We start from the raw sequence: 20875 nt of genomic DNA, 5'->3' as shown, positions 1-20875 counted from the left end.
GGGAGCGGGTGGGGGGCTGTAAGAGCGATGCTTGCTCTTCCTAGAAAGTAAAGCGCTTAAGAGCAGCTGCCGCATTCCTTTTACGCCGTTGACGGAGAACAACATGTCTTCAATGAGAAAAATCACGTTTTGTGGTGCCTATTGAAGATCCTCTCCTTCCAGCCCGAGGAAAGGCTGGCAGTCCAATTCGACGTGACGGCCCTCGTTGGCGCTATTCCGCGCGACGTCTCAGGATAATGAGTTCGATGGTGCTCTACTGAATTCGCTCACTGGAGAGTCCGATGGATCTCGAATTTACAGCTGAAGAGCACGCATTTCGCGATGAGGTACGCCAGTTCCTGCGCGATAACGTTCCGCCGGACATGCGGCGCAAGCTGATCGAAGGCTGGAATCTGTCCAAAGATGATATGATCGGCTGGTGGCGCACTCTTAACAAGAGAGGCTGGGGCGTTAGCGACTGGCCGGAGGAATATGGAGGCACCGGCTGGACCTCGGTTCAGCAGTACATCTTCAAGGAGGAGCTTCAGATGTATCCGGTCCTGGCGCCGCTCGCCTTCGGCGTCTCCATGGTTGGACCGGTTATATACACTTTCGGCAACGAGTCGCAGAAGAAGTACTATCTGCCGCGCATCGCCAATGTCGACGACTGGTGGTGTCAGGGCTTTTCCGAGCCTAGTGCCGGGTCTGACCTCGCGTCGCTGAAGATGAAAGCCGAGCGCAAGGGCGACATATACATTATGAACGGGCAGAAAACCTGGACAACGCTAGCCCAATATGCGGACATGATTTTCTGCCTCTGCCGCACTGATCCAACTGCCAAGAAGCAGGTAGGCATCTCCTTCATCCTGGTCGACATGAAGAGTAAAGGGATCACGGTGTGCCCGATCCAGACTATCGACGGCGACTACGAGGTGAACGAGGTGTTCTTCGACAACGTAGAGGTGCCCGTGGAAAATCTCGTCGGGGAGGAAAACAAGGGGTGGGACTACGCGAAATTCCTGCTTGGCAATGAGCGCACCGGTATCGCGCGGGTCGGCGTCTCCAAGGAGCGGATCCGCCGAATCAGGGAAGTTGCCTCGAAACTCGAGTCTGGCGGCCGGTCTGTGCTCAAGGATCTTAGCTTCAGCCAGAAACTCGCCGCCTGTGAGATAGAACTGAAGGCGCTGGAGCTGACGCAGCTGCGGGTCGTCGGGAATGAACGCAAACATGACAAGCGCAGACCCAATCCGGCGTCTTCCGTGCTCAAGATCAAAGGTTCTGAGCTTCAGCAGGCCACGACCGAACTTCTGATGGAAGTGATCGGGCCGTTCGTTGCACCCTTTGATGGCCATCCCGATTCTCGGGATGAAGCGAGCGATTGGACCGCACAGATCGCTCCCAGCTACTTCAATAGCCGGAAAATCTCGATTTACGGCGGGTCAAACGAGATTCAGCGTAACATCATTAGCAAGACCGTGCTGGGGCTGTAGCCTTCTACCGACAAAGGGCCATTCCACATTGTCGTGAGGAAACATGGATTTCGAATTGTCTGACGAGCAGCGGATCCTAAGGGACAGCTTGGATGGCCTGTTGGCCAATACGTATCGTTTTGGCCAGCGCTACAAATACATGAAGGAGAAGGGAGGCTGGAGCCGAGCGATCTGGAACCGGTTTGCCCAGCAGGGTCTGCTCGGTTTGCCCTTTCTCGAGGCAGAGGGAGGCTACGGGGCCGGCCCCGTTGAGACATTGATCGTGATGGAGGCTCTGGGACGCGCGCTGGTGCTCGAGCCCTATCTGCCGACAGTTGTGATCGGCGGCGGGTTTCTGCGCCATGGCGGCTCAGCCGCGCAAAAGGCTGCGCATATCCCCTCGATTGTCGATGGCAGCAAGACCTTTGCATTCGCTCAACTCGAGAAGCACTCGCGTTATAATTTGAACGACGTGACCACCTCTGCGAAGAAGAGCGCCGACGGATGGCTCATCAATGGCGAAAAGCTCATTATCACAAACGGTGAGAATGCGGACGTACTCATCATCACGGCGCGTACGCATGGCGCTCAGCGTGAGCGATGCGGTGTTGGGGTCTTCCTGGTGCCTGCCAACGCCAAGAGCATCTCCAAAAGGAGCTATCGTACTCAGGATGGCCTGCATGCTGCTGATATTCGCCTAGCTGGTGTTGAGGTGGGCGCGGAGGCGGCGATCGGAGATGTTGACAATGGTCTGCCGCTGATCGAGCTCATCGTCGATGAGGCGCGCGCTGCCCTCTGCGCGGAAGCTGTCGGCTTGATGGACGAATCGCTGAAGACTACCGTCGAATACCTGAAAACACGAAAGCAGTTCGGTGTGACGATCGGATCGTTTCAGAGCCTGCAACACCGCGCCGCGGACATGTTCGTCGCGCTCGAACAGGCGCGCTCAATGGCGATGTTTGCCGCCATGGCCACCAAGTTCGATGATCCTGCCGAACGTGCGAAATCGATTGCAGCGGCAAAAGTGCAGATCGGAAGGAGCGGAAGATTCATCGGCCAGCAGTCGATCCAGCTGCATGGCGGCATTGGTATGACTTTGGAAGCCAAGATCGGCCACTATTTTAAGCGGTTGACCATGATCGAGCACGCCTTTGGCGATGCCGATTACCACCTCCGGCGAGTCAGTGAGAGCGGCGCGCTAGTCTGATCTTCGACCTTAGCAAGGCAGCAGCCATCACGCCACCATGCGTGACTTCGCTTCCGCAGGATGTTGAGACGGGATGAGTTGCTCATCTGTCAGGAATGTTGCGATGCGACACACGGACATAACTTGCTCTCCCTAATCCCACGCCTGGAGGACACGTTCGATACGACTACCTCCTGAGCGGTGCTAGCCGAGCTGAACCGGCCAAGCGGCGACCTAAATGGTTGGAGCAGCAAAGAGATGCGATGCGCTTCGCAGGAGCGCGCGGTCGACGAAATCACGCCTGTCGAGGCGCAAAAGCGCAATGGCGGTCGCGTCCGAAGCGGGGCCGTCTAGCACTCACGACCAGAATGCGAGCCGGTCCAGGCGCTGATCAAAACCGAGGACCGTCAAGCGACGACGGCAGGAATGCCCAACACTGGTTTGCTTCCGTATAGGCCAATGACTGAGTTGGTAGATGATCCAGTACAACTTTTGTATCTCGCTTCACAAAAGCTGGGCTCATCTTTGCCCCATCGATTGTATCGCTGAGGATGCACCAAGTTGGCAGATGCGGAAGTGGCGCATTGAACCTAGTGAAAGCTATTGGAAAAATACGGACAGCAAATGAAAATCACAGGCGTTCGCACCCACATCCTTGAAGCTGCGCTTTCGCAGTCTTTTGGCTCCTCACGTGCCTGGTATGATACCCGCGCTGCGATGCTGGTCGAGATCGAGACGGACCAGGGTATCGTCGGCTGGGGCGAATGCTACGGCCCAGCGCGAATGACCGCAGCCGTGGTCGATGGCGTTGTGCCATGGCTCATCGGTAAGGACCCGCTCTTTACGGAGAGCCTGTGGCAGCTGATCTATGCGGGCTTGCGCGATCACGGACAAAAAGGTGTGGTTATCCAAGGCTTGAGCGGGATTGATATCGCACTATGGGACATCAAGGGCAAACATTTCGGGGTTCCTGTGCAGCAGCTACTCGGCGGCGCGCAGCGACCGGAGCTTATTGCTTACGCGACTGGTCTGCTCCGTCGAAAAGCGGACGACCCGATGCGCTATCTGGGTGAAGAGGCGGCAGGCTACGTCGCTGAAGGATTTTCCGCGGTGAAACTCAAGATCGGCTTCGGTGTGGAGGAGGATGCAGCCGCGACCCGCGCCGTGCGCGAAGCGATTGGGCCGACTGTGAAGCTGATGGTGGATGCGAATCAAGCGTACGATAGTGTCGCTGCGATCCGTCTCGGACGCATGATCGAGCAGCACGACATCAGCTGGTTCGAGGAGCCGGTGCCGCCAGAGGATATTGCGGGCTATCGCGCGGTAAAAGCGGCGCTCTCAATCCCCATCGCCGGCGGGGAATGCGAGTTCACGCGCTTTGGCTTTCGCGACCTATTCGTGTCGCGCGCGCTCGATATCGCGCAACCCGACACCTGTGCCGCCGGCGGTCTATCCGAATGCAAGAAGATCGCCGACATGGCCGAAGCATTCGGAGTCCGTTATAACCCGCATGTCTGGGGTACCGGAATTGCGATTGCTGCGTCACTACAACTACTGGCCGTTCTGCCGCCGCACACGCCGCTCTCACTGACGGCCGTCGCGCCGATGCTGGAGTTTGATCGTACCGAGTACCCTATCCGGCAAGCGATCCTCACTGCGCCGCTCGAGCATACTCGCGGCATCGTCCCGGTGCCGGCCGGGCCTGGGCTCGGCATCGAAATCGACCGCAAGGCGTTGGCGCGATTTGCGGCACAGTGACGTGTCCATCGCCGCCCACGCCATCGACTTGACGGGTAGGTGCTGGTCAGCCGGTGCGCGCGCGATACAATATCGGATTCCCCCTCACCGGGAGCGCGGCTCGCCTGTGCCTGGTCCGGTTATTGCGCGAGGCGGCCGTTTTGGAAAGGTGGGGCTCTCGCCAACGTTCATCCGTTATTTGAGAGGTAGCTAACAAGATCGTGTGGGATATTCTACCTGCGATCATCTGTGTTGCCGTTACTATTACGAGGGTTCAAAAACGTTCGAGCGGCTGGGCACGCTTCTCGCCGTCGAATGTAGTGGTTCAGGGTAACGACCGTACTCTGCGGTCATGTCGATCTCGTTACTGCATCGGCGAGTAGCACGAAATTCGTGATCGCTCGGTGCACGGCAACAGCAGGCTGGCGAAGCCGTCTTGTAGAGGGCGCGATTTTCCTTTCAGCGGGACGTCGAACGTCGTGATGTGAAGCGCCGGGAGACATCGACAAAGACTGCGTCGGCGTTCAGCGTTAAGGAAATGCCGGATTGTGGACGAGCGATCCTCGGCGATCCGGTTTTCTGGTTGCCTGTCGCCGCGCCGTCACGCCAGTGCTCCGCGTTGGGAAGCGAGCGGCTTCCAATCGGCTGGCTCGGCCGGATCCCAGATCGATTTTGCCGACTTGACGCAAGAATTCGCTCCCGTGTATGAGCGCGCAAGCGGAGGGCTGGATGGGATTGCGCCGCAAGGTGCGATCGACATTCATGTCAATGGCTCGCCATCCACAGCGCGAACCCGAGAACGTGGCTTCCTGATCGCCTTTGGACTCGAAGACTGTTGGGCCTGAGGACACTGGACTAAGCGAGCCAGGTGCTGAGTGTCCTCAGGAAGTTGGGGTGAGCGGACGTTTGTCCCCGCGCCGAGGTCGCCCGGTGGCCGAGGCGAGTGCGGGCGCGCGGTCAGGCTGGACATCAGCAACTCGCTCGCGCCGAATCTCAGAGGCTCCAACGCTAATGGAATTTGAATTCGATGTGCAGGCTCGAGCGGTACAGTGTGCGGGCAGCTAAAAGCGACCCCCTGGTACCCACCCCAACGCGCCTAAACCATCTCGCAAATTGAGCTTTGACTGAACGTTGCGTCGCTTCCCTGCAACTACCGACTTTAGCAGTTCAATGCGATAGAAATCGCAAGTATCGCTTCACTGGAAACGTTACGTGAGGTGACATGTCTCACGGCTTCATTGAGGAACTGCGCGGGATGCTTGATCAGGCGTCGGTGCTGACCGACGCCGACATCGACGAGCGCTATTATCACGACCTTACGGGTGAGGCGGTTGCCAAACCGCTTGCGGTCGTCCGTCCCACCATTGTGCAAGCGGGAGCGCCGCTGCAAAGGATCCAGGAGCGTGTCGAACAGGAAGGCCACATTTTCCCGCTTGATCTGGGCGCACGGAGTAGCTGCACCATCGGTGTCAACATTTCGACCAATGCTGGCGGTAACCGTGTAATTCCCTATGGCATGGCGCGCGACTTGATACTCGGCCTCGAAGCCGTTACGGCCGACGGAACTGGCCTGCGCAAGTACGTCAGAAACAACACAGGGATCGACCTGAAGCAACGTTTTATCGGCAGCGAAGGCATTCTTGGTGTAGTGACGCGAGCGGCGCTGCGCATGGTTCCAGCACCTACTGAGCAGAAATTGATGTTGTGCGCCCTGGAGTCGTTTGCGAAAGTCTCTTCATTCCTGGGCATAGCGCGTCAACGTCTCGGTGGAGAACTCACCGCATTCGAGGCCATGTGGAATGAGTACTCCCGCCTGACCGTCGAGCGCGTAAACGGCATGGTCGGGCCGCTGCCAACCCATCACCCCTTCGTATGTCCTGCTCGAAGCTTCCGGTAACGACGATGCCAGAATTCATGCCGATCTCGAGAAGCTGCTTGAGACCGCGATAGGCGAAAACATGATGCTCTACGCGACGCTCTCAAACTCGAGGCATCTGCAGCAGCGATGTGGCGTATCCGCGATTCCTCGCTCGAACCTGCTCGAACCGTCCCTATGCCGCACGTATCGGCTTCGAGGTCAGTCTTCCTAACGAGCGTATGGATGAGTATGCGAAGCTGGTTCGTGCGCGCATCAAAGCGATCGACGCCCGTACGTTCGCGATCATTTTGGGTCACGGGGCTGATGGTAACCTGCGCCTAGAACTGCATCACGAACACACGCCTGACAGGCGGGAGGATTTCGAAAAAGCTTGTTCATCGGATTACCGGAGAACTTCAATTTCGGCTGAACACGGTATCGGCATCCTGAAGCGGCCATACCTAAATGTCAGCCGACGCAAGAGGAAATCAGAGCGATGCGTACGCTAAAACGCGCACTCGATCCGAATAACATTCTGAAGCAGGGCGTATTCGTCACGCTCGGGAGCGGCAATGAACAAAGTGCTTATCTTAGCTTGCGCGGGACAGCTTGGAGATGGTCCGACAAGGGTATAGCCTCTCGATGAATAGCGCAACGATTGGGATCATTTGGGAGCGGTTTCGCGCATCGTTGCTCGTGTCCCATATGGCTCGGCCGCCACTGTGCAGTCGCATCAATTCCCAACGCCACTTATACCAAGCGACCCAAACACCCACAAAACGAACACTCGTGAAAGCCTTCATGCCACATGCCACTTATTGTCCGGCAAAGTTCTCCGGCTGAAGACCTCAATAGACCGTCATTAGTTCATAAGTATTCCGCGGGCGTGGGGCAAAGCATCTGGTCAAGTGAGGTTCTTTACATGTATTTCGGCACCGCCGATTGCTGAACATTGGTGAAGGATTAGCGATAACCACGATCTGGTAGACCCGCGGCATGGCGGTGCAGCGCTTGGAATGAGCAGAGAAGAGAAGTCCGGCAATGTCCAAGACCCTAATCGACCTCCCTGCTATCTTCGATCTCGAACAGCTCGATCTGAATGTATTTTACGGCAACCTTCCAGATACCCGCTCGCAACGGCTGTTCGGCGGCCAGCTGATCGGGCAAGCCATGATCGCGGCATGCCGCACTGCGAAAGGCCGGTTACCGCATTCGCTACACAGCTATTTTCTTAAAGCCGGCGATCCGCAGGTGCCGATCACCTACCTGGTTGAAGCTCTGCGCGATGGCAAGAGCTATTCGAGCCGACGCGTTACAGCAATCCAGCGCTGTGACGCGATATTTTCCATTATGGTGTCGCTTCAAGCTCAAGAACAGGGCGCATTCGATCATCAGGACAAGATGCCAGACGTGCCGCCGCTGGAAAAGCTCGCATTGGAGGAACCGGACAATCAACCCATGTTTGTGGAGACGCCTGAATTCATCCGCCGCTATTATGGGATTGAGTTACTCATGGCCGAGACAGGACGTTACTTCGGCCAGAAGTTTGACGATGGCCGCATCCATCTCTGGATAAGGACCGCCATGAAGCTGCCGGACGATCCGATGCTGCATATATGCGCCCTGGCCTATGCCTCCGACTACTCGTTACTTGACGCGGTCACCGCGCGTTATGGCCGCAAGCCGTTCGACAGGCGGATGATACCTGCAAGCCTCGATCATGCGATGTGGTTCCATCGGGCGTTCCGAGCGGACGACTGGCTGCTTTACGCGCATGATTCTCCGAGTGCGCAGGGTGGTCGTGGCATTACGCGAGGACTGATCTTTAAGCCCGACGGCACGCTGGTGGCATCCGTAGCCCAGGAAGGATCAGTTCGCGAGCGACCTTCCCCTACCTGAGCAAACACTGATCGTCGCTGACAAACCTCGTCGTTACACGTTTGGCAGCGAGAGGCCGGTCTGTTGAAGACGGCTATGTTTGAGGGTGTGTTCAGGCAGCTGAAGCGCAGCCATGCTCTTGGCGACGCAGCTATACGAAACGCGATGCGTCCAGCAACGTCACGCGCGTCAGGAACGAGCCTGCCTTTGGTGTGCTTGCGAAAGCTGAAGCAGACAGTGGTTACTCGCAAAGTGGCACGGTGTGCGCCGTAGATCGCCGGCGGCATCGCGCTCTTCCCAACCCCGCGAGATGTAAAGGACAACCGGGCTGCGGCGGGAACACGGACCTGTGATATCGGTTGACGTGAGCAGCTAACCGAAATCTATTTCGAAGCCGATGTAGCTGGCGCGATTCCCATGCGCTCCTTGCGCCCTCAACTCTACCTGATTTGGTAGCTGTCCGGGTGATGAAGCCAGTGGTTTAGTCAGTTTCGCGAACCATTGAGTATGCGCGAGAAAGTTCACCCACTCGGCAGTGCGCTTTCTGATGAGATAGAGCTCGTGGCTGATTAGAGAGCGAGGTGTCTACTGGAAGAAAGGTGGCTGAGATCCATCAGCCTGAGACGCAGTGACAGTCTGCTCAGGATCGGGAACGTCATTGATCCCACATCTAGCGGTAGTCGTTCGTGTCTAGGGGGCGGTCAGTGGTTCTCACATCAGTAAACATAGGCTAGGCCGCGCTCATGGTCAGCCCCCGCCCACGACGTTCGAATTATCACCATGATTTGGAAATAGAGTCCTCGATGGAAGTCTTATCCGATCTGCGGGTCGTCGAAATCGGTAGCGCGGCCGGGACCAGCTACTGCGCGCGGTTGTTTGCTGATTTCGGCGCCGATGTTCAGAAGGTCGAGCCGCCGGCAGGTGATCCACTTCGCCGAAGCGCGCCACTTACACCTGGTGGGCAGAGCGCATGGTTTGCATTTCTGAATTTCAACAAGTCGAGCGTTATTATTGATCCCACTGCCCCAGATGCGATGACACGGCTGACGGCATTGATTGAAGAATGCGACATTCTGATCGACGGACGCGATGTTGATGCTGCTGACTGCCCGGCCGTTGATATTGGTGCCATCCGGGAACGACGCGCCGGCTTGATCTATCTTCAAGCCAGTTGGTTCGGCGGCGAGGGGCCGTATGCGAGATTTGCCGCGACTGATTCTACGGTGCGCGCACTAGCCGGTCTCGTAAAGCTGGTCGGGCCGGCCGAAGGCCCGCCCTCGCACGCACCGGATTTTCAGGCGGGTATCTTGGCCGGTCTATGGGGTTTCATCGCGGCGGCTTCTTCGGCGATTGCGCGAATGCAGGTTGGGGCGGGGCGGTCGTGGTCACTCAGCACTTTCGAAGCGATCCTCGCTCCGACCGAGTATCTGATGTTCGACGCGTTTGCGCGCGGCCACGTGACGCGCCGGATCGGCGTTAATCGCTTCTGGCCGAACTTCCCTGTCGGCATTTATGATACAAAAGAAGGTTGGCTCGGCGTTTCAACGGTAACTCCAAAACAGTGGCACGGATTCTGCGAAATGCTTGGCCTCTTTGACCTGCGCGATCATCCAGATCTCGCCTCTAACGAAGGTCGTCTGCAACACATGGATCGTATCGATCGACAGTTCATTCCGAGGCTGAAGACGCGGACAGCGCAGGAGTGGTTTTCGGAAGGGCTGAAACGCAGACTCCCAATCGTTCCGGTGCCCCAAGTCTCGGATTTGCTCCAGGATGCAGAAAAGATAGCCAGCGGTGCAATCGTGCGCGTTCGCCTTGGCGATGAGGTGGGAAGGACCGTCGGCTCGATGCAACGGCTGACATTGACACCGCCACGTGCGGGAGGGCCGGTTCCGGGGGTGGGCGAACAACAGCGCCATGCTGATGTACCACCAGCCGAGCCGAGCATTCCGCGATCATTGCGGGGTTGTGCCGAGTCGTACCAGTTGCCTTTGCAAGGGGTGCGCGTGGTGGACTTCACGATGGGCTGGGCAGGACCATTATGTACGCGCACACTGGCTGACCTTGGTGCGGATGTGATCAAGATCGAGGCGATCCAATATCCGGATTGGTGGCGCGGCGTTGATAAGCCCGCTGGCTACCTGGAAAATCGGATGTACGAAAGGGCGCCGTGCTTCTGCATGATGAACCGCAACAAGCGCGGTGTGACGCTCGATCTGAAGCGTACGGAAGGCCTAGCCCTTGCGAAGCGGTTGTTGGCACTAGCCGATATTGCCGTCGGCAATTATTCAGTCAACGTGCTGCCGAAGCTGGGGCTTGGCTACGACGTGCTCAGGACCCTCAACCCTCGGCTGGTCCTAATGTCAATGTCGGCCTTTGGCACGAATAGCGTCCATCGCGACTGCCGGGCATACGGTTCGACTCTTGAGCAGGGCTCAGGGCTTCCTGGCGTAATCGGAGCCGCCGGTGGACCGCCAGTCATGAGCCACATCGCTTTTGGCGATCCCGTTGGCGGGTTGAACGGCTGCGCTGCAGTTCTGGTTGCGTTGATTCACGCCCGCAAGACCGGGCAAGGCCAATTCATTGATCTGGCGCAAATCGACTGCATGATGCCGTTCCTAGCCCCATGGATCACGGTTCACTCGTTCGATGGTATGCCGCCACCCAAATATGGAAATCGGCATCCACAGCACGTTCCACACGGCTGTTTCCGATGCGCGGGTGAGGACAACTGGATTATAGTAGCCGCTACGGACGCGGCCATGTGGCAGAGGCTCGCCACCCTTATTGGCCGACCCGACTGGGCCAAGGACGCGTCTCTGAAGTTGCCCCAAGCCCGCCGAGCCATTGAGGGTGATATCGAGAAAGGTATCGAGGCCTGGACCCTCGCCCGCGACGCGGATCAGGCCATGTTTGAGTTGCAGGCGGTAAGGGTTGCGGCCGGCACCGCCCGCCTGCCAATTGATATGCTTAAGAACCCGCATCTCGGCTCGCGCGCATTTTTGCAGGAAGTGCACCGCGCCTTCGTAGGATTGCACCCGCAGCCTTCGATGCCAATTCGTGAGAACGTGACCCCCTATCCAGTGCGCACAGCGGCGCCGACCCTCGGACAACATAACGTAGAAGTATTATCAGGGATTCTCGGGCTCTCCGATGCGGAGATCGAGCAATTGGAGAGGGATCACATCATCGGTACGTCCATGCTGTCCGAGGCGGAACGCCCAAATGCTGAACACACCTTGAATTGAGAGGGTTGCGTGAAGTTCACGACTGACCAAACACTTGCGCTTGCTGGAGCGGTCGTCCACGATACCCGTATTCTGCAAATGCCGTTTTGTATGCTGCTCGCACGTTGTTGCTATCGGAATAGGGCTGCCAGAGAGTGATATCTCGATGAACCGCCGATACTGGGAAAAGATGGCCGGCAATGGGTGACACCGCCCAACTTGGAAAAGCTCCGCCGAGGAGCACTTGAGCCGTGCTGATGCACAAGAGGCCGTTTGCTCGACCGCCGAAGCGCTTCGGATCAATCCCTCGCGCCTGAACGAAATGCAAGGCCCGAGCAAGGACATGAGTGGCCGCCCGCCCGGGAACATCGGTGGTGACACAAGACGCAGTCTTATCTGCGCCAATGCAGGTTGTTGCGCGAGCGCATGCGTATAGATGAGGTGCCTTGCGGCGTCGACCTTTGGTGCTCGAGCAACTGAGATTGGAGGTATCTCAGAAACTCAGGGCATTGTTCATATAAAGGCGGCGCCTGGAGTCGCAAGCCCGGCCCCTCAGGGGATAACGCGCCCGCGGTTACAACCATGAATTCACACATGGGTATCAACTCTGACGATCTTATTGCCAGAGGAGCTGCTGCACCTTAGTTGGTCAGCTCGCATGGCACTACTAACCGCTCGCGACATCCGAACTCATTATCATGAAGATAGTCCAATTCTCGGACTTGATAGCGTCCGCTAAACGACAGGTCACGCTGGCTTTGCCGACAGCGCCCCTACAAGTACTGGTAGCTTCGTTGTTCCCGCGTGGCAGGTTATTAAGCGGGGAGGAAGGCCGCCAGAAAGCGTGATCGTGCTGAGTTAGGCCTGCCCATTCGTCTCGCTCGTCGGAGGGTGACACATGGCTAGAGCGACAGGCGAGTCACGCAACATGGAAACGTTGGACGCGCTGGAATCCCGCGTGCGCACGTATTCACGTTCGTTCCCGGCCATTTTCTGCCGAGCGTGCGGCTCAATCATGCTAACGGAGGATGGCCGAAAGGTCGTCGACTTCCTCTGCGGTGCTGGAACCCTCAATTACGGCCATAACAATCATCGGCTCAAAGCTGCCATTACCGACTATCTGGCATCAGATGCCGTAATCCACGGCCTAGACATGGCCACTCCTGCGAAGCTCGAGTTCATTGAGGCTTTTAATTCTGTCATACTTCGGAGACGGGATCTGCAATACCGCTTCCAATTTACGGGGCCAACCGGCGCCAATGCTATCGAGGCAGCAATAAAGCTCTCACGCAAAGTCACAGGACGGCAGAATATAATCTCTTTCACGAATGGCTATCACGGTATGAGCTTAGGAGCGATTGCCGCGAGCGGAAATCGCTATTATCGCAAAGCTAGCGGCGTCTCCTTGTCAGGCGTAACTTTCATGCCTTACGATGGTTACCTAGGGCCGGACGTTGATGCAGCGGAATATTTGCAAAAATTGCTGACAGACGAGAGCAGTGGCGTTGATTATCCAGCCGCCATTCTTCTCGAAACCGTTCAGGGTGAAGGCGGCATAAACGTCGCCCGCAAGGAGTGGCTGCAGTCTATCCAAACTATCGCGAAGAACGCGGGCGCGCTGTTCATAGTTGACGACATCCAGATGGGCTGTGGTCGCACAGGCGAGTTCTTTAGCTTCGAGTTCGCTGAGTTGTCGCCAGATATCGTTGTCTTATCGAAATCGCTGAGCGGCTACGGTTTGCCCTTATCCCTGTTGTTGATCAAGGAGGAGTTTGACGCGTGGCAACCAGGCGAGCACACGGGCACATTTCGAGGAAACAACTTGGCGCTCGTATCTGCAACGGCAGCACTAGATCTTTACTGGCGGGACGATACCTTCTCACATGGAGTTCAGCGAACGGGAGAAGTTATGCGCCATCGACTCGAGGCCATAGCGGCCCAGTATGGAAACAGATTTTCGGTTCGAGGGCGCGGAATGGCGTTGGGGTTTGATTGTGGAGTGCCAGAACTTGCGGTAACTACAGCACGCAAGGCATTTGAAAAAGGATTGATTGTCGAACGATGTGGACCTGTCGATCAGGTTATTAAATTCCTGCCCGCACTCACGATCGACTCTGAAACACTGAATGACGGTCTTGAGATATTCGAGCATTCATTGGACGAAGCGCTGGAACAGACGAGGCAATCGTGACTGGTCCAGACTTGGCCCTCCAACAGGTGAAAGAAAATGCTATGGTGTACGAGACGATCAAGTATGAGGTTGCCGAGCAAATCCTCACAATTACGTTGAATCGGCCGGAGAAACTCAACGCGTTCAACTCCCTTATGGAGCGAGAAATTGTAGATGCCTTTGACCGTGCCGACGGACACAATGACGTCCTCGCGATCATTGTGACCGGCGAAGGTCGCGCCTTTTGCGCTGGCGCCGACCTTTCCCTAGGCGCCGATACGTTCGATCGTGACGTGCGGCGCGGGCCGGTGAAACGGTTGCCCGATGGCAGAGTGGATTACAGCGATCCCTCAGTCAGCGACGGAGGCGGCAAAATTGCTATGCGGATCTTCAGGTGCCTCAAGCCTGTGATCGCTGCTGTGAATGGGCCCGCGGTCGGCATGGGCGTCACCATGCAGCTTGCGATGGACATTCGGATCGCGTCCGACGCCGCGCGCTTTGGTCTTGTGTTCTCCCAACGTGGCTTAGTGTCGGAGGGAGCCTCCAGTTGGTTTTTGCCTCGGGTGGTCGGCATAGCGCAGGCACTCGAGTGGTCTTACACGGGGCGGATATTTACGGCGAAGGAAGCGCTTGCCGGTCGCCTGATTAGCAAGATCGTGCGTCCTGATCGACTGTTGCCGACCGCCCGTGCCCTCGCTCACGAGATCGTGGACAAGACCTCTCCAGTATCGATCACGATGATCCGTCAGCTGATGTGGCGCATGTTGGGGGCCGATGATCCTATGGAAGCCCATAAGATCGAAAGCCGCAGCATGTATTCGCGCGGCCGCTCCGACGACGCTAAGGAAGGCATTATGGCGTTCCTGGAAAAGCGGCCGGCAGTGTTCAAAGACAGGGTGCCGGCCGATCTGCCGGACTTCTTTCCCTGGTGGACTGAGCGGGAGTACCGATAACCATTGATCTTTCGTTGTTCGGCTATAGCGACTGCTCCCGACCACCTTGCGTCGCGCTTGAACAAAACGGTCCAAATATTGAGTGACACACGGCTTGAATTGAAGCTTAGGGGCGCTTGGAGCTGCGAGCCCGCGATTGATTGTCTTCGTGTTCAGCTGGAGTCACGCGCCGCCTTCGCGAAACAGTACGCGTCCGGAAAGGTTTGTATGCTCGGCTAAGGATGGTCTTGCAGCCACTATCTTTCCAACGCTCGAATGTCATTGATCTCACGCATGCTGAGTGATCAAAGTGCAAAGTTTGATGTGGATTCTGACACATCATCGGCAGTAGCCCGTTGCTCGAATTGACCTGTGCACCGGCAAGTCATGTCGTAGCTCGCCTGATGTTAGTCGTGCCAAGTCCAGTTGCTCGTTCTCGGTCGTCCTCACCGGAGTTAGTAGTGGCCTGATCCATGACTAGCCTATAACCTGAACCGGACGTTCAGTCTATGACACGGCGATCAGAATAGGACAAGTTGCAGATGAAACGCGTAGTTAATCCTTTGAACGTCTCGCGCTTCCTTCGAGGATATGACGAAGCCGCCACTCAGAAAGGTATCAAGCTTTCGATCGGGTTCGATTTTCACAAGTATGTATCGATTACAAAAACGCTTTCAGCTAAAGTACCGACATATCCAATGTTCCGGCCAGATCGCTCGCCGATTAAAGCAGGTGAGGGATACTGGATGGTGGGCCTCGACAAGAACAATGAAGTCGTGCTTGTGCAGGCTGCGCGGCTGTACGATCTTTCGCACAGCAATTTCGCAGAGCATCTTGAATCCCTGAAGGCATTCTATGCCGATCCTGCGACACAGGCGCACCCTCAGGATCGTTGTAGCTGCACCGCGCCAAGTGCGAGGAAGATTACTGGAAAAGTAGCGTACCACGGGGATTTTTGGTTGCGCAAAGACTTTCGAGGACAGGGCATGCCTGAGATCATGGCCGCGGTATTGCGCGGCGTGTCGTTCTCGATGTGGGCTCCCGACTTCCTCGTAGGACTTCCAGAGCGCTGGCTACTGTCTAAAGGCGTTCTTGCGCAGTACGGACATTTGCATTGTCAGCCAGGCGGATCGGTGCTGCATCTCGTAGAGGAGAATATTGTGGCCGACGATCTCCTTGTCTGGTTAACAGGTGAAGAGCTGGAATCCCTTGTCAACCGCCACGAGGGAAGCGAGGTGGCCTTAGCGTGAGTATCGGCACCACATACTGGAAGGAAGGGCAACAAGTTGCGCTAGCCGCGTGCCTAGCAACGCTCCGCGCATACATTTGGCAAGGGGTAAAGATGTCGGCGGCCGGGCCATACGACGGAAATGTCGGGGCCTCGAAGGCCAGCGAGCTCTTCGGCTAATCTGGTCAAGGGTCGCTAAAACGAAAGAGCGGAGATCTCGCTAAAGGAATAATGATGCTCCGGAGCCAATCGCATTTGGCGAGCTGAGGGTGGCTGGCGAAGGTGAGCGGTCGATCTCAGTCAAGTAGCGGGAACAGCGTACCAGTGAGGTTCGAATATGGTGGCAATCTCGCCGGTTGGGCAAAAATCCAAAGATAGCTTTGCTCGTGCGCGGCGAGTGTTTCCTGACGGCACGTCGCGAGTGACCATCGAGCGGAATCCGGGTCCAATCTATATCGAGCGCGGAGTAGGCAGTTATCTCTTCGATGCCGACGATAACCGGTTTCTGGATCTCAATGGCAACTTTACGACGTTGATACACGGCCACGCTTTCGCGCCTGTAGTGGAAGCGCTGATGCGCCAGCTTGAGCGCGGTACCTGTTTCGCACATCCGACGGAAAGCGAGATCGAGCTCGCCGAACTACTTTGTCACCGCATTCCGCAGGTTGAGCGGGTTCGCTTTGTCAACACCGGGACCGAGGCCGTGCTGTTTGCGATCAAGGCTGCGCGTGCCTTCACTGGTCGTTCGAAAATCGCCAAGCTCGAGGGCGCGTATCATGGCGCTTACGATTGGGCTGAGGTGAGTGTCGCGGCCACCCCAGATAATTGGGGTGAGTCCGCGGCGCCAAGGTCGACCGCGGTCTATCGGGGTATGCCTGCAAGCGTGCTGGATGAAGTCGTTGTGCTCCGCTTCAATGATGCCGAGAGTGCACGCCAACTACTGTCGTTTCATGGGCACAGCCTTGCTGCAGTCATTGTAGATCCAATGCCAAGCCGCGGTGGTCTAGCTGCGCCCAAGCCTGAATTCATTGCAGCGGTTCAGGATACAGCCCGCAAGAACGGCGTTCTAGTCATTGCTGACGAGGTTCTGAACCTCCGGCAGAGTTTCCGGGGAGCATCCGCCTTGTATGGCCTTGTTCCAGATCTCATCACCATGGGCAAGATCATCGGCGGCGGTTTACCAATTGGGGCAATCGGAGGGCGGGAGGAAGTGATGAGAGTATTCGACGCCTCAGCGGGTCGACCTCTACTTCCGCAAGGCGGGACATTTTCGGCCAATCCTCTGTCTATAACAGCTGGTCTTGCCGCAATGAAGCATCTAGATCATGCGGCGTTTGCAAATCTTGACGAGCTTGGGTGTGTTGTTCGGGACGGAATTGGTCGAGCTATTTCAAAACGAAGGGCGCCGCTCTGCGTCACTGGAGCCGCCTCTCTCTTTCGCATTCATCCGATGGCAGAAGCCCCGAATGACAATCGAGAAGCCTATTCCTCGCCCAGCGCGTCTAAACTCATGAAGCAGCTTGCGGACTTCTTTGTGGAAAACGGAATTATGTTCCAGCATGGCGCTGCTGCTTCGATGTCAACACCCATGACTCGCGCCGACGCTGAGTTCGTCGTTGAGGTATTTGCAGGCTTTCTAGACAGCCATGACGTGTGCTGGAAAACATAGAAGAACTACTCGTGGCGCCAGTGAAGGCGACCTCAATTGTTGCTCCGCCTTGCAAGTGTTGCCGCGGACCTCGCCGTTTGCAATCTGCCGTTTGAATTGTTGGAGGGTAAGCGATCACTCCTTGGAGCTTGAAATACGGCACGGGCCGGCGCCTTACTATATCCAGCTCCTTGCGTACTTGTAGATCAGAATCGCTTCGCGCGAAGTCCTGGCGCTGTAAGCGCGTCAAGCTCTATATTCCGAGTGTGGCGATCGTTGGTTGGTGCGAGAGTTCTCTGGACTGATTACCGAACACGTGGACGTGACGATCGTCGACTTTGGGGCAGCACTAAAGTGCGTGCTCGCAGATACGACAACTTGTCATCTGATGAGTCTGCAGTCAGGTCGACGGCGCCGCAAAACTCCCTCTTACAGGGGGCCAAGCCGATCGAAGGACGACCTGGCAGCTGACGATGCCACGATGCAGCGCCCTTCTGCTTACAGAGGTGGCCGCGATTTGATAGCTCACTCCTAAGACGGCGCTCATTCGCAGCTCCGTTGAGGACTGCAGCGCCCTATTTGACCTAGTAGCTGCGAGAGCGACCTGCCATGTGTAAGGTCCCGGCTCTTAAGATCGGACAAGGCTGTTTCTCGGGACATGTAGAGAGTCCGCCCGACTTCGCCAAACCGCGTACCTTACCTAATTTCAGCAGCCTGGAGCGCGCGCCTGCAGAGGGAATGGAGAGCGACATGAAGCAGCAGATCGTGCCCCCTGAAGGTGGTCGCCCGAAAGGGCACTTTCGGAACACCGCATACGTCATCAACAAGAGCAGGCCATTTTTTGATGCGGCTCACACCGCTGGTCTCATGGCTGTTCAAGGACGTTCTACGATCGGACGTGCATTTGCGTTAGGCACCGGTCCACTTGATGATCGGCGGGAGATAATTGATTTTGTACGGTGTTCCTATCTGGGGCTGGATAATCATCCTGTGATCGTAGATGGCGCGATCAAGGCGATCGAGGCGCATCGATCACTGCACTGGTCTTGCGCTCGAACCCGGCTCAATTTCGATCTCCTGGCAAAGCTGGAGGCCAATCTGTCGGAAATGTTCTGCGCGCGTGTGATCGCTTTTTCAACCGTCATGCTCGCAAATCTCGGAGCGATGCCCATTCTTGCGTCTGGCATGTTGACAGAAGGCGCGAAGCCGGTTGTCGTGTTTGATCGTAATGCGCACCTCTCGCTCGCGTATCACAAGCCCGTAGTTGCAGACGAAACACGAGTGGAGACCATTGCGCACAATGATATTGACGCTCTTGAAGGCTTGTGCCGCAAACACCCGGTAGTTGCCTATGTTTGCGATGGTGTCTATTCGATGGGGGGGAACGCGCCGATCAAGGAGCTGCGCGAGCTCCAGGAACGTTATAAGCTCTTTTTGTATATTGACGATGCTCATGGCATATCGCTATTCGGACGCCATGGGGAAGGATTTGCGCGCACTCAGTTCCCCGAAGCTTTGGGCGATCGCACAATCATTGCAGCCTCGCTCGCCAAGGGATTCGGAGCATCGGGCGGCATGTTGATGCTAGGAACAGCCGAGCAGGAAGCTCTGTTTCGACGTTACTCTCTTCCCTATGCATTCTCGGTAGCACCCAATTTGGCAGCAGTTGGTGCGGCGCTGGGCTCTTGTAAGATCCACCTCTCGGCAGAACTCGGCGAACGTCAGAAGCAGTTGGGGCAACGGATCAAGGTTTTTGACGATCGTGTAGCGACGATCGAGCAAGGGAGTTCACTTCCAATCAGAATGGTTTCTATCGGATCGGAAGCCAAAGCTATTGCAGCGGCACGAGAGCTTCTCGACGCCGGCTTTTACACCTCCGTGATCTTCTTTCCGACCGTTGCCCAAGGAAACGCAGGCGTTCGCGTGTGTGTTACGGCAGATCATAAGGTTGGCGACATAGAACGGCTGTGTGACTGCATTCTGGACAGAGTACCGAAGGCCATTGTCGACAAAGTAGGAAGGAACGTGGCGCAATGATAGGGCCGCTCGCCGGCAGGAGCCCAACGAGGCAGGCCGCTGCAATTAGGTACGCCTGTGGCGGACGCAAGACGTGAGCGTTCATTTAAGCTGCGGACACTGTGCTTCTCTTCGAAGGACATCTCCCCCTCGTTGAGCGCAACGGAAGGCGCTCCTTTCGACGGTCTGAACCATGGTAACAGGAAAGCAGAGAGAAAGTGATCCGGGCGTTGCCCTCGTGACTGGAGGAGCACGCGGCATCGGACTGGAGATCGTGCGACGGTTCTTGGCGGACGGCTATCGAGTGGCCTTGGTGGCGACACAGACGAAGAACGTGCAGCGTGCACTCGAAAGCCTTAGCTATTGGGAAGATCGCCTCTGTGCGGGGGTAGTCGACGTCACTCAGGAGACTGAGGTGACCCGATTTGTTGACCAGATCCGAGGACGGTGGGGCGAAATCACCGCTTTGGTAAACAATGCCGGAATCTCTCCAAAGCGCGTGGACCAGAACGTTCCCTGGCTTTCGCAAATGTCGTCCCAGGAATGGGCAAAAGTCATCGATGTCAACCTAAGCGGTCCGTTCTTTTTAATGCGTCTCTTAGCGCCATCAATGATTTCAAACGGCTATGGACGCATCATAAACGTCGGCTCTCTGGCGGGCCGCGCCGTGCCGTTGATCGCAGGTCCGCATTATGCTGCATCAAAAGCGGGATTGGTCGGGTTAACCCGCGCTGCTGCACGTGATCTCGCTCCGTACGGTGTTACGGTCAATTGTATCGCCCCGGGTCGGGTTCTCAGTGATCTAACGGGGCCCGCAGAGGCGGCGGTGAACCGTTCCGCCCTCAGCCGCATTCCTGTCGGTCGGTTCGGACGGGCCGAAGAGGTCGCGGACCTCGCTGCTTTTTTGGCTTCACCGGGGGCTGGCTTTATTACTGGTGCGACGATCGATATCACGGGTGGCGAGTTCGCCGCCTAGCTGATGAGCGTCGTTACGGCGCAACAGCGTTCTGAACTAGATAGGGTCCGGACGGGATCAGCTAAACAATCTACCAAGATGCAAGCAACGTCTCCGGTGGCTCACGTCGTCGGACGGCCGTGCTGATGGCATGCTTTCCAGAAGGGCCGGCTGTACTTGGAATGAGAGTGAATAGGCTAGAGAGACCAAATTTAGAGAGACGACAGCTTGATCGCTGTGCGTCGTGGAGATGCATCAGTGATGACGCGCTTCTGCATCCCACTTGCGTGATATTTTCCGATTGAACGAAGACCGACATGGAACGCTCTGGAGGAACGGCCCACGGCTTGCGGGCTCCAGCATTGTGCGCTACTGGACAGGAATGTCGCGTTGAAAGTGAAGGAATTGTCGAGTGGATCTCAGACGCTTAACTCCGCATTCGATTCGTGATGTTGGTGCTATGTTGTCGTTCGGCATACGAGCGTTCTGCAACCCATTGGCGCAAGCGGGGTGTAACCGAACGAGGAAGCGTATGGGCCGTTCACGACTGTTCCTAGCATTATCGAACTGCTGATGACGAGCGTTGACCCGT

General features: G+C 56.7%; 12 protein-coding genes. All 12 read left to right on the top strand.

From position 1 onward, the window contains the following. Window positions 1-281: 281 nt before the first annotated feature. The 12 genes from pimC to I6F31_RS05140 all read left to right on the top strand — a co-directional run bounded on the left by pimC (window position 282) and on the right by I6F31_RS05140 (window position 20304). Window positions 282-1469, top strand: coding sequence for a pimeloyl-CoA dehydrogenase large subunit (pimC, locus tag I6F31_RS05200; protein ID WP_225184929.1), 1188 nt, complete (start codon window positions 282-284; stop codon window positions 1467-1469). Between the two features lie 43 nt (window positions 1470-1512). Next, complete coding sequence (pimD, locus tag I6F31_RS05195) at window positions 1513-2655, top strand: pimeloyl-CoA dehydrogenase small subunit (protein ID WP_225184928.1); 1143 nt, start codon at window positions 1513-1515, stop codon at window positions 2653-2655. 603 nt (window positions 2656-3258) lie between these two features. Next, window positions 3259-4392 carry a mandelate racemase/muconate lactonizing enzyme family protein gene (locus I6F31_RS05190; protein ID WP_225184927.1) on the top strand — a complete coding sequence of 378 codons (1134 nt, stop codon included), beginning with the start codon at window positions 3259-3261 and terminating at the stop codon, window positions 4390-4392. 1201 nt (window positions 4393-5593) lie between these two features. Then, entirely contained in the window at window positions 5594-6268 is a 675-nt protein-coding gene (locus I6F31_RS05185; protein ID WP_225184926.1) for an FAD-binding oxidoreductase, read from the top strand. Window positions 6269-7270: 1002 nt separating this feature from the next. Further along, a complete protein-coding gene (locus I6F31_RS05175; protein ID WP_225184924.1) occupies window positions 7271-8128 on the top strand; it encodes an acyl-CoA thioesterase II in 858 nt (285 codons plus the stop codon). 782 nt (window positions 8129-8910) lie between these two features. Continuing rightward, a complete protein-coding gene (locus I6F31_RS05170) occupies window positions 8911-11355 on the top strand; it encodes a CoA transferase (RefSeq protein WP_225184923.1) in 2445 nt (814 codons plus the stop codon). A gap of 907 nt (window positions 11356-12262) precedes the next feature. Continuing rightward, window positions 12263-13525 carry a diaminobutyrate--2-oxoglutarate transaminase gene (gene ectB / locus I6F31_RS05165; RefSeq protein ID WP_225184922.1) on the top strand — a complete coding sequence of 421 codons (1263 nt, stop codon included), beginning with the start codon at window positions 12263-12265 and terminating at the stop codon, window positions 13523-13525. Window positions 13526-13566: 41 nt separating this feature from the next. Next, entirely contained in the window at window positions 13567-14457 is an 891-nt protein-coding gene (locus tag I6F31_RS05160) for a crotonase/enoyl-CoA hydratase family protein (RefSeq protein WP_225184921.1), read from the top strand. A 521-nt stretch (window positions 14458-14978) separates the two neighbouring features. Further along, on the top strand, window positions 14979-15686 hold the full coding sequence (locus tag I6F31_RS05155; RefSeq protein WP_225184920.1) for a hypothetical protein: 708 nt from the start codon (window positions 14979-14981) through the stop codon (window positions 15684-15686). 315 nt (window positions 15687-16001) lie between these two features. After that, on the top strand, window positions 16002-17333 hold the full coding sequence (locus tag I6F31_RS05150) for an aspartate aminotransferase family protein (protein ID WP_225184919.1): 1332 nt from the start codon (window positions 16002-16004) through the stop codon (window positions 17331-17333). 729 nt (window positions 17334-18062) lie between these two features. Then, complete coding sequence (locus I6F31_RS05145) at window positions 18063-19349, top strand: aminotransferase class I/II-fold pyridoxal phosphate-dependent enzyme (protein WP_225184918.1); 1287 nt, start codon at window positions 18063-18065, stop codon at window positions 19347-19349. Window positions 19350-19521: 172 nt separating this feature from the next. Next, complete coding sequence (locus I6F31_RS05140) at window positions 19522-20304, top strand: SDR family NAD(P)-dependent oxidoreductase (protein ID WP_225184917.1); 783 nt, start codon at window positions 19522-19524, stop codon at window positions 20302-20304. Window positions 20305-20875 lie beyond the last annotated feature (571 nt).

Source organism: Bradyrhizobium sp. NBAIM01, assembly GCF_020194115.1.
Taxonomy (GTDB): Bacteria; Pseudomonadota; Alphaproteobacteria; order Rhizobiales; family Xanthobacteraceae; genus Bradyrhizobium; species Bradyrhizobium yuanmingense.
The sequence above is the reverse complement of the archived record's forward strand: the minus strand, read 5'-3'. Positions and strand labels throughout refer to the sequence as shown.